The organism is Telluria sp. B2 (assembly GCF_051789535.1).
GTDB lineage: Bacteria > Pseudomonadota > Gammaproteobacteria > Burkholderiales > Burkholderiaceae_D > Telluria.
Genome location: NZ_CP196525.1, coordinates 772,489 through 786,284 on the forward strand (window position 1 = coordinate 772,489; position 13,796 = coordinate 786,284).

The window sequence follows — 13,796 nt, forward strand, 5'->3', positions numbered from 1 at the left end:
ATACTCCAGGGGTGTGATGGTTCAGTGGCAGGCGGCGCTGCCATGGTCGGGCGGCGATGCGTTCGGCAGCGAAGGTGGGGTCGCTTCCAGGAATTCCCAGTCGTAGCCGTCCGCGCGCAGGCGCAGGCGCAGCACGCCGTTGCGGCTGGCGTCGCGCGCTTCGCTGTGTTTTACCGTGAGCAGGAAGGGCGTGGCGTAGGCGCCGCCGGTGCCGACCACGAACTGGCGCATGCCGTGCGCGCGGTCCAGGTTGCCGTCGGCGTCCTGCGGCGCGAAACGTTCGTAGTCGTGGTCATGCCCCGACAATACCAGCTCGGCGCCGGCCGCGTACAGCAGGGCCCAGGCATCCTTCATCTTCGCCACGCTGCCGTGCCCGCCCGAACTGTACAGCGGATGGTGCCAGAATGCGAGCGTGCAGCGGCTCGGATTGTCCTTCAGTTCCGCGCGCAGCCAGTCGAGCTGGGCCGCATGCGCGCTCGGGGCCAGGTTGCTGTCGAGGGAAATCAGGCGCCAGTGGCCAAGGGTGAGGCTGTAGTAGCCGCGTCCGGCGCGCGCGCCGAAGTAGGCGAAATACGGCACGGCGCCCCTGGTGTAGTACTCGTGGTTGCCCGGCGCGGGCCAGGTACGGTCCTTGAAGCGGCCCCAGGTCGGGCCGTAGCAGTCGGCGAACTCCCGCGCCGTGCCGCGCGGGTAGGTATGGTCGCCCAGGGTCAGCACCGCGGCGGCGGGATCGGCGGCCAGGCCGGCGGCCACCACGGCGGCGGTGTCGGCGGCGCCCGACCAGCGCGGGTCGGGATGGCGGCAGCGCGCGATGTCGCCGGCGGCATAGACGGTCTGCACCCCGGCCTGCGGCGGTGCCGGTGGAACCGGCTCGGAAGAAGCCAGCGTGCTGGCGAGCAGCAGCGCCACGCCAGCGAGAGCGCGGTAAGCGAGAAGACGCGCGGGGCGGGACCCCACTACACGCGCACTACTCAATGAAGCGCAGCAGTCCGCGCAGCGCGTGGATGACGGTCTGCTCGCGCACCGCGTGGCGGTCGCCCTGGAATACGAGACGCTCGGTAAGGGTGGTGCCGCCGCGCGACCAGCCGAAGCAGACCGTGCCGACCGGCTTGCCGGGCACCGCGCCGGTGGGGCCGGCGATGCCGGTGGTCGACAGGGCGACGTCGGCAACGCTGTTCGACAGCGCGCCTTCGGCCATGGCACCGGCAACTTCCTCGCTTACCGAGCCGAACTGCGCGATCAGCGCGGCCGGCACGTCGAGCAGTTCGGTCTTCGAGTTGTTCGAGTAGGTGACGAAGCCGCAGTCGAACCAGCCGGTGGAGCCGGCGATCTCGGTAACGGCTTGCGACACGCCGCCGCCGGTGCAGGATTCGGCGGTGGCCAGCACCAGGCCCTTGGCTTGCAGCGCTGCGCCGACTTTGCTTGCAAGTTCGATAATCTCGTTGCTCATGCGGCTCCTCCAGGTTAATAAGGATGCTGCCTTGCACGACGCACAGACGCCCCATGCACGGCAGCGCGACAGCGTTGGCCGCGCAGGAACCATTCTAGCGCGCGTCAGCCGCTATCGGTGTGGCAAACTTGCATGAAAATCACATCGCAGCTACCCAAACGCCGTGCAAGCGGTTAGAGTGGCAGCCGTCTAGGATTATGGAAATGTCCCGTGCGACACGTTGACATTCCCAACTGCTATCCTGCATCGCGGCGGTATCCGCCACGTTTCTCTTACTCAATAGAATTCCATGTTGCTTCATCAATACGCGTGCTGCCGGGCCAGGCCGGCGCGGTCGTGATGGTTTTCGCCATCCGGGCCGCGTGGTGCACGCGCGTCGGCGGCAGCTTCGCGTGTCCCGGCCGCCGGGCTGCACCGGAGGCGGCATGATTCGCCTGCCGTCGATCCGCAAGAAACTCGTCGCCGTGGTCATGGCCACCACGCTGGCGGCGCTCGTGGTGTCGGTCGGGCTGGTGATCGGCTACGACCTGCGCAGCTATCACCGCTCGCTGGTGAACGACCTGTCGACCCAGGCCGAGCTGGTCGGCCACATGAGCTCGGCCGCGCTGGCCTTCGACGACGCCCGTCTGGCCGGCGAGAACCTGGCCCTCCTGCGGACCCGCCCGATGGTCGCCGCCGCCGCCATTTTCGATGAACGCGGGCGCCTGTTCGCGTCCTACGCCGCCGCCGGCGCGCGGGCGGTGTTCCCGGCCAGGGCGGAAGCGGCCGCCACCCGCGTCGAGGGCGACTACCTGGTCGTGTTCCGGCCCATCGTCGAGAACGGCGAGAAGGTCGGCACGGTCTGGCTGCGCGCCGAGAACCGGCTGCTCGCGCGCACCCTCGACTACCTGGCGATCGCGCTGGCCGTGACCCTGCTGGCGATGGCGATCGCCTATCTCGTGATGCGGCGGCTGGGCCGCGTCATTACCGCGCCGATCGTGGCGATCACCGAGATCGCGCGCGACGTGGTCGCCAGGCGCGACTATTCGCGCCGCGCGCCGCGCATCAGCAACGACGAGGCGGCCGAGCTGGTCGATTCCTTCAACGCCATGCTGATCGAGATCGAGCAGCGCACGCGCGAGCTCGAGGATTCGAACGGGGAGATCGTGCGCGAGGCGCAGGAGCGTTCGCGCGCGCAGCAGGAAGTGATGCGCCTGAACGAGCAGCTCGAACACCGCGTCGATGAACGTACCCTGCAACTGGCGCTGGCCAACGCCGAACTGGCGAACGCGATCGACGAAGCGCGCAACGCCAACCAGGCGAAATCGGCCTTCCTGTCCTCGATGAGCCACGAGCTGCGCACCCCGCTCAACGCCATCCTCGGCTTCGCCCAGATCCTCACCTCGGAGGCCCTGCCGACGTCGGATGCGCAGAAGAAGGAATTCGCCAACCATATCCTGAAGTCGGGACGCCACCTGCTCACCCTGATCAACGAGATCCTCGACCTGGCCAAGGTGGAGTCGGGCACGATCGCGCTGTCGATGGAGCCGGTGCCGCTCGGCGAGGTGCTCGACGAGTGCCGCGCGATGGTCGCGCCGCTGGCGGCCGGACGCGGCATCCGCATGCTGTTTCCGCAGGCGGTCGATGCGGTGCTGCTGGCCGACCGCACGCGCCTGAAGCAGGTCCTGCTCAACCTGCTGTCGAACGCGATCAAGTACAACCGCGACGCCGGCGCCGTGGTGCTCGACTGCGTGCAGCTCACGCCCGAGCGCATGCGCATTGCCATCCAGGACACCGGCATGGGCCTGCGCGCCGACCAGCTCGAGAGCCTGTTCCAGCCCTTCAACCGCCTCGGCCAGGAGGCCGGCGCCCAGGAAGGCACCGGCATCGGCCTGGTGGTGACGCGCCGCCTCGTCGAGCTGATGGGGGGAGCGATCACCGTCAGCAGCAGTCCCGGCGTGGGCAGCGTGTTTGCGATCGAGCTCGGCACCACCACGCCGCTGGCGTCGATGGAGGACCGCGCGGCCCGCCCGCCGGAGGATCCCGCCGAATGGTCCGACAATGCGCCGCATCTCCTGCTCTACGTCGAAGACAACCCGGCCAACCTCAGGCTGGTCGAGGAAATCGTGCGCTTCCGGCCCGACCTGCGCCTGGTCGCCGCCGCTGACGGACCAGCCGGCCTGGCGCTGGCGCGCGAGCGGCGCCCCGACATCATCCTGGTGGACATCAACCTGCGCGGCATGAGCGGCTACGAGGTGCTTGCCGACCTGCGGCGCGATGCGCGCACGGCCGGCATCCCGGTGATCGCGCTCACGGCCAATGCGATGGCGAACGACATCGAGCGCGGCCTGGCTGCAGGATTTTTCCGCTACCTGACGAAACCGGTCGATATCGACAGGTTCAACGAAGCGATCGACGGCACGCTGGCTGAGCTGCGTGCCGGGAAAGGAATCGAAACATGATCACGCCCGCCGAAGTGCGGCGTGCACGCGTGCTGGTCGTCGACGACCAGCCGGTCAACGTGCAGCTGCTCGAATACCTGCTCAAGACGACAGGCTACGAGAACGTGCACAGCACCACAGACCCGCGCCAGGTGGTGGCGCTGCACCTGAAGTACCGGTTCGACCTGATCATCCTCGACCTGCACATGCCGGGCATGGATGGCTTCCAGGTGATGGAGGCCCTGAAGCCCCTGGAAAGCGAGTCCTGGCTGCCGGTGCTGGTGGTGACGGCCGAGCCGGACAAGAAGCTGGCCGCGCTGGAGGCGGGCGCGCGCGACTTCATCGGCAAGCCGCTCGACACGGTCGAGGTGATGACGCGCATCCGCAACCTGCTGGAAGTGCGCCTGATGCACAGTGCGTCGCGCGAGCATGGGACCAACCTGGAGCGCACCGTGCGCGAGCGCACCGCGGCGCTGGAGCGCTTCCGGCGCGCGATGGACGCCACCACCGACGGCATCTTCCTGATCGACGCCGCCAGCCTGGCCCTGGTCGACGTCAGCGACGGCGCCTGCCGCATGCTCGGCTTTTCGCGCGAGGCCCTGCTGCGCATCGACCCGGTGGCGCTCGGCCTGACCACCGCCGACCAGCTGCGGCGCCACCTCGCCACCAACGGCGCCGCGCACGAGTCCGACATCGCCGAGACCGAATTGCTGCGCGCCGGCGGGGAGGGCGCGGTGCCGGTCGAGATCAGCTGGCAGTGGCAGGAGGCCGGCAACAGCAAACTCCTGATCGCGGTCGCGCGCGACATCAGCGAGCGCCTCCAGGCGCAGCAGCGCCTGAAGCACCTGGCCAGCTACGACGGGCTCACCGGCCTGCCGAACCGCACGCTGTTCTTCCAGAACCTGCGCGAGGCGATCGAGCTGGCCCAGGACAAGGCCTGGCGCGTGGCGGTGCTGTTCATCACGCTCGACCGCTTCAAGATCGTCAACGATTCGCTCGGGCCGGCGCTGGGCGACGAACTGCTGCGCCAGTTCAGCAACCGCCTGGTGCGCGTGATCGGCCTGCGCGATTCGGTCGGGCGCCTGGGCGGCGACGAGTTCGCGCTGATCCTGAACATGACGCGCGAGCAGGAGCAGGAACCGGTGCGGGTGGCCAACGAGATCCGCGAGTCGCTGCGCACGCCGTTCGACCTGAACGGGCAGCAGGCGGTGCTCACGGCCAGCATCGGCATCGCCATGTACCCGAACGATGCGCTCGAGCCGAGCACCCTGGTCAAGTATGCCGACACCGCCATGGTGCGCGCGAAAGAGGCCGGACGCGACGGCTACCGCTTTTTCACGGCCGGCATGAACGTGCAGGTGCTGGCGCGCCTGGACCTGGAGCTGGCCCTGCGCGGCGCGCTCGAGGGCGGCCAGTTCGTGCTGCACTACCAGCCCAAGCTCGAGCTGAACACCGGGCGCGTGTCCGGCGTCGAGGCGCTGCTGCGCTGGAACCGTCCCGGCCACGGCCTGGTCTATCCGGCCGAATTCGTGCCGGTGCTGGAAGAGACCGGGATGGTGGTGCGCGTCGGCGACTGGATCGTCGACGAGGCCTGCCGCCAGATCGCCGAGTGGAACGAACAGGGCGTGCGCGAGCTGCGCGTGGCGGTGAACGTGTCGAGCCGCCAGTTCGTCGAGGGCGACCTGGAGGGCGTGGTGCGCGCCGCCATCGCGCGCCACGGCATCGAACCGGGCATGCTGGAGCTGGAGCTGACCGAAAGCGCCCTGATGAGCAACGCGGAGCGCACCATCGAGGTGCTGCAGCGGCTGAAGGCCCTGGGCATCCGCATCGCGATCGACGACTTCGGCACCGGCTACTCGAGCCTGGCCTACCTGAAGCGCTTTCCGATCGACAAGCTGAAGATCGACATCGCCTTTGTCCGGGACATCGTCAACAATCCGGACGACGCGGCGATCGCGCTGGCGATCATCAGCATGGCGCGCAGCCTGCACATGCAGGTGATCGCCGAGGGCGTGGAGACGCGCGCCCAGATGGCGTACTTGCGGCGCAATCACTGCGACGAGATCCAGGGCTTCCACTTCTCGCGCGCGCTCCCGGCGGCGCAACTGGCCCAGCTGGTGCGCAAGAACCACGCCGCGCCCGACCGTCCGGCGGCCGACGACAGCAGCGTGCAGACCATCCTGGTGGTGGACGACGACGTCGACACCCTCTCCGCGCTGCACCGCCTGTTCAGGCGCGACAACTACCGGGTGCTGACGGCGTCCTCGCCGATCGAAGCCTTCGAATTGCTGGCGCTGTACCGCGTGCAGGTGGTGATGTGCGACCAGCGCATGCCGGTGATGAGCGGCACCGAGTTCCTGAGCAAGGTGAAGGAAATGTATCCGGACACCATGCGGATCATTCTGTCCGGTTATACCGGCGTCAACATCGTGCTCGACTCGATCAACCGCGGCTCGATCTACAAGTTCTACACCAAGCCCTGGGACGACGCCGAACTGCGCGACAACGTGCGCCTGGCGTTCCGGCAGTACTGGATGGAGCACGGGCCATATGACGACCGCAAGGTGCCGCGCACGGGGTGAGTGTTTTGCGGTGCGGTGCGCACGGGTAGGACCGCGTGGACACAGGTGTCCACCCTACGGGAACGCGGGTGTCGTAGGGTGGACTCCCGAGTCCACGCGGTACGGCATTCGAGAACACGCGGCGTTTGGCAGTCACCCGCAGCTGTCATGATCCGGGTTTCGTAGGGTGGGTTCTTGAGCCCACGCCGTAGGGCATCAGATCATCAAGCGCCGCTGAAGTGATCCCACCCGCTGACCTGCAGGTCGAGCGGCGCACCCGAAGCATCTACAAAACGCAGCCCCGCCTGCGCATCGATGGTCCCGACCCGCGTGACCGGGGTAACGCTGGCCGCGCCGGCCGCCAGCACCGCTTCCCGGTCCGCGCGCCGCGCCGCGAAGCAAAGTTCGTAATCGTCGCCGCCGGCCGCCGTGAAGCGCCGCCGCAGGGACGCCGGCTGGCGCGCCAGCGCCGGCCCGGCCGGCAGCGTATCGACGTCCAGCGTGGCGCCGACCCGGGAGGCCGCCAGGATGTGCTTGATGTCGCCCACCAGCCCGTCCGAGATGTCGAGCGCGGCCGGCGGGGAGGCGAGCCGCGCCAGCGCCTGCCCGAGCGCGACGCGCGGCGTCGGCATGTGCATGCGGGTGGCCGCCAGCGCATGGGTTTCCTGGTCGAGCGTGACCTCGTTCCAGTAGCCGGCCAGCGCCAGGCGCGCGTCGCCCAGCGTGCCCGAGATCCAGATGTCGTCGCCGGCCCGCGCCGCGTCGCGCCGCAAGGCCTGGCCCGGAGCGATCTCGCCGAAGACCGTGATGCAGATGTTGAGCGGCCCGCGCGTGGTGTCGCCGCCGATCAGCTCGCAGTCATGCAGGTCGGCCAGCGCGAACAGGCCGCCGGAAAACCCCTCCAGCCAGGCCGGGTCGGCCTCGGGCAGCGACAGCGCCAGCGTGAAGCCGAGCGGCCGTGCGCCCATGGCCGCCAGGTCGGACAGATTCACGGCCAGGCACTTGTGGCCCAGCATGCGCGGGTCGGCGCCTGGGAAGAAGTGGCGGCCCTCGACCAGCATGTCGGACGAGATCGCCATCTGCATGCCCGGGGGCGGGGCCAGCAGGGCGCAGTCGTCGCCGATGCCGAGCACGGCGCGGCCCGGGCGCGTACGGCGGAAGTAGTGTTTGATGAGATCGAATTCGGAAAGCATGCGCGAATTCTACCGTTGCCGGCGGCGCAAGCGCAGCGCCACGCTGGCCGCGCATGCACTGGCGCTATCTAGAAGGCTGGGGCCGCGGCATTCCATAGGCTAGGCTTATGCAGCGAGGCCTTGCATAAGGTCGGCTTCTAAAAGAGTCCGGGCGTGGAAAATACGTAGCCGGTTGCAAGAGTCATTCTGATAAAATTGGAGGTTCCCCTCTAGTTCAGGAAGGCTGCATAGCATGGATTCATCGGATAAAAAAGAAGAATTGCGCCAACAACTGCGTGCTGCAGCGCTCGAATACCACCAGTTCCCTCGTCCGGGCAAGATCGCCGTCACCCCGACCAAGGGCCTGCTGAACCAGCGCGACCTGGCACTGGCCTATTCTCCCGGCGTGGCCGCGCCCTGCGAGGAAATCGTCAAGGATCCCGCAGCGTCGTACAAGTACACCGCACGCGGCAACCTGGTTGCCGTGATCTCGAACGGCACCGCCGTGCTCGGCCTGGGCAACATCGGTCCGCTGGCGTCCAAGCCTGTCATGGAAGGCAAGGGCGTGCTGTTCAAGAAGTTCGCCGCGATCGACGTCTTCGACATCGAGATCAACGAAAGCGATCCCGACAAGCTGGTCGACATCATCGCCTCGCTCGAACCGACCTTCGGCGGCGTGAACCTGGAAGACATCAAGGCGCCCGAGTGCTTCTACATCGAGCGCAAGCTGCGCGAGCGGATGAAGATCCCGGTCTTCCACGACGACCAGCACGGCACCGCCATCATCGTTGGCGCCGCCATCCTGAACGGCCTGAAGGTCGTGGGCAAGGACATCAAGCAGTGCAAGCTCGTCGTCTCCGGCGCGGGCGCGGCGGCGCTGGCCTGCCTCGACCTGATCGTCGACCTCGGCTTCCCTGTGGAGAACATCTATGTCACCGACCTGGCCGGCGTGGTCTACAAGGGCCGCACCGAACTGATGGACCCGGACAAGGAACGTTTCGCCCAGGACACGCCGCACCGCACCCTGTCCGACGTCATTCCCGACGCCGACATCTTCCTCGGCCTGTCGGCCGGCGGCGTACTGAAGCCGGAAATGGTCGCGAAGATGGCGCCGAACCCGCTGATCCTGGCGCTGGCCAACCCGAACCCGGAAATCCTGCCGGAAGACGCGAAGGCCGTGCGCAGCGACGCAATCATCGCGACCGGCCGTTCGGACTACCCGAACCAGGTCAACAACGTCCTGTGCTTCCCCTACATGTTCCGCGGCGCGCTCGACTGCGGAGCGACGACGATCACCCGCGACATGGAAATCGCAGTGGTGCACGCGATCGCCGACCTGGCCCACGCCGAGCAGTCGGACATCGTGGCCTCGGCCTACGGTATCGCCAACCTGTCCTTCGGCCCGGAATACCTGATCCCGATGCCGTTCGACCCGCGCCTGCTGACCCACATCGCCCCTGCCGTGGCCAAGGCCGCGCAGGATGGCGGCGTGGCCACGCGTCCGATCGAGGATCTCGCTGCCTACGCCGAGAGCCTGCAGCAGTTCGTCTACCGCAGCGGCACCTTCATGAAGCCGCTGTTCTCGGTGGCGAAAGCCGCCCAGGCCGACATCAAGCGCATCGTGTATGCCGAAGGCGAAGACGAGCGCGTGCTGCGCGCGGTGCAGGTGGTGGCCGACGAAGGGCTGGCGCGCCCGATCCTGGTCGGCCGCCCGGAGGTGCTGGAAAAACGCATCGAGAAATTCGGCCTGCGCCTGAAGCAGGGCGTGCATTTCGACGTGATCAACCCCGATTTCGACGAGCGCTACCGCGACTACTGGCAGACCTACCACCAGATGGTGATGCGCAAGGGCGTGACCGCGGACATGGCCAAGCTGGCGATGCGCCGCCGCCATACCCTGATCGGCGCCATGATGGTGCACAAGGGCGATGCCGACGGCATGATCTGCGGCACCTACGGCACCACCTGGACCCACCTGGAGTTCATCGACAAGGTGCTGGGCAAGCGCGAGGGCGCCAAGGTGTACGCGGCGATGAACATCATCATTACCCCCGAGCGCCAACTGGCGATGCTCGACACCCACGTCAACGACAACCCGAGCGCCGAGGAAGTCGCCGAAATGACGATCATGGCGGCCGAGGAGCTCGAGCGTTTCGGCATTACCCCGCGCGTGGCGCTGCTGTCGCATTCGAACTTCGGCTCGTCGAACAGCGAGTCGGCGCAAAAGATGCGCGCCGCGCTGGCGCTGGTGCAGCAGAAGGCGCCGAAACTGGAGATCGACGGCGAGATGCACGGCGACGCGGCGCTCGACGCCAAGCTGCGCGCCAAGATCATGCCGCAGTCGACGCTGAAGGGCGATGCCAACATGGTGGTGATGCCGAACATCGAGTCGGCCAACATCGCCTACAACCTGCTGAAGACGGCTGCCGGCAACGGCATCGCGGTCGGCCCGATCCTGCTCGGCTGCGCGCGTCCGGTGCACATCCTGACCCCGTCGGCGACGGTGCGCCGTATCGTCAACATGACGGCGCTGTGCGTGGTCGATGCGGTGGCAAATCGCTGATCGACCGGTATCGAGAGCGCCGGGTTTTGTGCCGGCTGAACCTTGAAAAGTTCGGTCCGCACAAACCAGGTTTGCGGTCACTCACAGGCGGGCGTGCCCGCCTGTTTTTTTTGGCTTGAACAAGTAACAATCCGTAAGCGGGGCCGTGCGGACTCCTGTTTCGGGCAATAATGCTTGCGGTTGTCGTCCTTGCCACAGTGTTACGGACCCAGCCGTGCCGGGATACAGCTCTGTTACAATATGGGGTTGTCATAAAAGTATTCGATTCACCGAGCACTCATCCGGAATTTCATGCCATGCAAAGAACAACCAAAAGGGCCGTCGTTACCGGCATCACCGGCCAGGACGGCGCCTACCTGGCGCAGCTGCTGCTGGAAAAGGGTTACCACGTCACCGGTACCTTCCGCCGCGCCAGCTCGACCAATTTCTGGCGCATCGAGGAACTGGGCATTTCCGCGCACCCGAACCTGTCGCTGGTCGAGTACGACCTGACCGACCTGGCATCGAGCCTGCGCCTGATCCAGAGTGCCGAACCGGATGAGGTGTACAACCTGGCGGCGCAGAGTTTCGTCGGCGTCTCCTTCGACCAGCCGCTGACCACCGCCTCGATCACCGGCTTGGGCGCGGTCAACCTGCTCGAAGCGATCCGCATGGTCAATCCGAAGATCCGCTTCTACCAGGCGTCGACCTCGGAAATGTTCGGCAAGGTGCAGGCCATCCCCCAGGTCGAGGACACCCCGTTCTATCCGCGCAGCCCCTATGGCGTGGCCAAGCTGTACGCGCACTGGATGACGATCAACTACCGCGAGAGCTACGACATCTTCGGCACCTCGGGCATCCTGTTCAACCACGAGTCGCCGCTGCGCGGCCGCGAATTCGTCACCCGCAAGATCACCGACTCGGTCGCCAAGATCGTCCTGGGCAAGCTCGACGTGCTCGAGCTGGGCAACCTCGACGCCAAGCGCGACTGGGGCTATGCCAAGGAATACGTCGAGGGCATGTGGCGCATGCTGCAGGCCGAGCGTCCGGACACCTATGTGCTGGCGACCAACCGCACCGAGACCGTGCGCGATTTCGTCACCATGGCCTTCAAGGGCGCCGGCGTGGCGCTCGAGTGGAGCGGCAGCGGCGAGACCGAAACCGGCCACTGCACCCGCAGCGGCAAGGCCCTGGTGCGCGTGTCGCCGGAGTTCTACCGTCCGGCCGAGGTCGATCTCCTGATCGGCAACCCGGAAAAGGCCAGGCGCGAGCTGGGTTGGGAACCGAAGACCACGCTCGAAGAGCTGTGCCAGATGATGGTCGACGCCGACCTGCGCCGCAACGAACAGGGCGCCTCGTTCTGACATGAGCACCTCAGGCACGCAGCAGCTGGCGACCGGCGCGCGCGAGGGCGAGGGCCGGCGCGCCCTCATCACCGGACTGCGCGGCTTCACCGGCCATTACATGGAACGCGAGCTGCTCGATGCCGGTTATCGCGTCTTCGGCACCGCCATGCCGGGCGAAGAAACCGCGCCAGACGTGTTCGCGGTCGACCTGTGCGACCGCGCGGCGGTGGCCTCGATGGTCGAGCAGGTCCAGCCCGACGTGGTCGTGCACCTGGCCGGCATCGCCTTCGTCGGCCACGGCGACGCCGAGCAGATCTACCGCGTCAACGTGGCCGGCACCCGCAACCTGCTCGAAGCGCTGGCGGCATCGCGCCACCAGCCCGGGGCCGTGCTGCTGGCCTCGTCGGCCAACATCTACGGCAATGCCAGCGTTCCCTTCATCGACGAGAACGTGGCGCCGGCGCCGGCCAACGACTACGCCGTCAGCAAGCTGGCGATGGAATACATGGCGCGCCTGTGGATGGACCGGCTACCGATCATCGTCGCGCGTCCGTTCAACTACACCGGCCGCGGCCAGAGCGAGAACTTCCTGCTGCCGAAGATCGTCTCGCATTTCCGCCGCCGGGCGCCGCAGATCGAACTGGGCAACCTGGCGATCGCGCGCGATTTTTCCGACGTGCGCATGGTCGCGCACAGCTACCGCCGCCTGCTGGCGGCCGCGCCGGCCGGCGAGGCCTTCAACATCTGCTCCGGCCGCAGCCATTCGCTCTCGGGCGTGATCGACATGATGTCCGAGATCGCCGGCTACCGCATCGAGGTCCGGGTCAATCCGGCCTTCGTGCGCGCCAACGACGTGCTGACGCTCACCGGCGACAATGCGAAGCTGGCACGTGTCATCGGCCCGGTCCAGACCCGGCCGCTGTCCGAGACGCTGCGCTGGATGTACGAGGATTGACCATGGAAAGGCGTAGCGCAGGGCCGGACATTGCCACCGCCGTGCGCTGCGTCGCCGTCCGCCCCAAGGGTTTCGCGCATTAAGTTTTTATTTTTCGTCACCATCATGCGCGTCCTTCATTTCTACAAGACTTATTACCCGGACAGCCTGGGCGGGATCGAACAGGTCATCCGCCAGATGTGCGTCGGGACCGGCCGCCTGGGCGTGACCAACACCGTGCTGTCGCTGTCGCGCGAAAAGAACCTGCAACCGATCGAGTTCCAGGGCCACACCGTGCACCGCGTGCCGCTCGACTTCGAGCTGGCCTCGAACGCCTGCTCGGTGGCTGCGCTCGGCGCGCTGGCGCGCCTGGCGCGCGAAGCCGACGTGGTGCACTACCACTTCCCCTGGCCCTTCATGGACATGGCGCACTTCATCTCGCGCGTGCGCAAGCCGACCGTCGTGAGCTACCACTCCGACATCGTCCGCCAGAAGAACCTGCTGCGCCTGTACCAGCCGCTGAAGCACCGCTTCCTGCGCAGCGTCGACGCCATCGTCGCGGCCTCGCCCAACTACCTGGCATCCTCGCCGGTGCTGGCGCGCTACCGCGACAAGACCCACGTCATTCCCTATGGCCTGGACCAGGGCAGCTATCCGCAGCCGGACCCGGCGCGGCTGGCCTACTGGCGCGAACGCGTCGGCCCGAAGTTCTTCCTGTTCGTGGGCGTGCTGCGCTACTACAAGGGCCTGCACGTGCTGCTCGACGCGGTGGCGGGGACCGATTATCCGGTGGTGATCGTCGGCGCCGGCCCGGAAGAGGCGGCGCTCAAGGCCCAGGCCGCGCGCCTGGGCCTGAAGCACGTGCAGTTCGTCGGCGCTGTCGACGACGAGGACAAGGTGGCGCTGCTGACGCTGGCCTATGCGCTGTCCTTCCCCTCGCATTTGCGCTCGGAAGCCTTCGGCGTATCGCTGCTGGAAGGGGCGATGTACGGCAAACCGATGATCTCCTGCGAGATCGGCACCGGCACCACCTTCATCAACATCGCCGGCGAGACCGGTCTCGTGGTGCCGCCGGAAGACGCTCCTGCGCTGCGCGCCGCGCTGCGCACGCTGTGGGACAACCCCGAACTGGCGCGCGCGATGGGCGCGCGAGCGGCGCGCCGTTTCGAGCAGGTGTTCACTTCGACGCAGATGGCGGCCGGCTATATGGCGCTGTACCGGGACGTACTGGCCCGGCGGGTGGGCGAACCGCAGGCAAGCGCCGCGGCGATCGTGCCGCCGGTGCGGTCCGGGACGCACGGCGAATAGCAAAAGGGGCGCAACAGCGCCCCTTTGGTTTTGCAGGGTGGGCTCGAGAGCCCACCCGACGAA

General features: G+C 67.2%; 9 protein-coding genes. 6 read left to right on the forward strand and 3 right to left on the reverse strand.

Going from position 1 to position 13,796, the window contains the following annotated elements:
* Positions 1–21: 21 nt before the first annotated feature.
* Positions 22–957: a metallophosphoesterase family protein gene (locus ACSUZJ_RS03525; protein WP_499413369.1), complete on the reverse strand. Its 936-nt coding sequence runs from the start codon at positions 955–957 to the stop codon at positions 22–24.
* Between the two features lie 10 nt (positions 958–967).
* The gene (locus ACSUZJ_RS03530) at positions 968–1,450 is read right to left on the reverse strand and encodes a CinA family protein (protein ID WP_499413370.1); all 483 of its coding nucleotides are present in this window, start codon (positions 1,448–1,450) and stop codon (positions 968–970) included.
* 425 nt (positions 1,451–1,875) lie between these two features.
* Between ACSUZJ_RS03530 and ACSUZJ_RS03535 the strand changes: the two genes are divergently transcribed.
* Positions 1,876–3,891, forward strand: a complete 2,016-nt coding sequence (locus tag ACSUZJ_RS03535) for a sensor histidine kinase, YfiR-like protein-associated (protein ID WP_499413371.1) — start codon at positions 1,876–1,878, stop codon at positions 3,889–3,891.
* Positions 3,888–6,452, forward strand: coding sequence for an EAL domain-containing protein (locus tag ACSUZJ_RS03540; RefSeq protein ID WP_499413372.1), 2,565 nt, complete (start codon positions 3,888–3,890; stop codon positions 6,450–6,452). Before ACSUZJ_RS03535 ends, ACSUZJ_RS03540 begins: the two co-directional genes overlap by 4 nt.
* 203 nt (positions 6,453–6,655) lie before the next feature.
* On the opposite strand, the gene thiL is transcribed toward ACSUZJ_RS03540, so the two are convergent.
* Positions 6,656–7,624: a thiamine-phosphate kinase gene (thiL, locus tag ACSUZJ_RS03545; protein WP_499413374.1), complete on the reverse strand. Its 969-nt coding sequence runs from the start codon at positions 7,622–7,624 to the stop codon at positions 6,656–6,658.
* A 232-nt stretch (positions 7,625–7,856) separates the two neighbouring features.
* Between thiL and ACSUZJ_RS03550 the strand changes: the two genes are divergently transcribed.
* From ACSUZJ_RS03550 to ACSUZJ_RS03565, 4 genes are all read left to right on the forward strand, one after another.
* The gene (locus tag ACSUZJ_RS03550; protein ID WP_499413375.1) at positions 7,857–10,166 is read left to right on the forward strand and encodes an NADP-dependent malic enzyme; all 2,310 of its coding nucleotides are present in this window, start codon (positions 7,857–7,859) and stop codon (positions 10,164–10,166) included.
* A gap of 296 nt (positions 10,167–10,462) precedes the next feature.
* Entirely contained in the window at positions 10,463–11,509 is a 1,047-nt protein-coding gene (gene gmd / locus ACSUZJ_RS03555) for a GDP-mannose 4,6-dehydratase (protein ID WP_499413376.1), read from the forward strand.
* A 1-nt stretch (position 11,510) separates the two neighbouring features.
* The gene (locus ACSUZJ_RS03560; protein WP_499413377.1) at positions 11,511–12,446 is read left to right on the forward strand and encodes a GDP-mannose 4,6-dehydratase; all 936 of its coding nucleotides are present in this window, start codon (positions 11,511–11,513) and stop codon (positions 12,444–12,446) included.
* 105 nt (positions 12,447–12,551) lie between these two features.
* Positions 12,552–13,733: a glycosyltransferase family 4 protein gene (locus tag ACSUZJ_RS03565; protein WP_499413378.1), complete on the forward strand. Its 1,182-nt coding sequence runs from the start codon at positions 12,552–12,554 to the stop codon at positions 13,731–13,733.
* Positions 13,734–13,796: the final 63 nt, after the last annotated feature.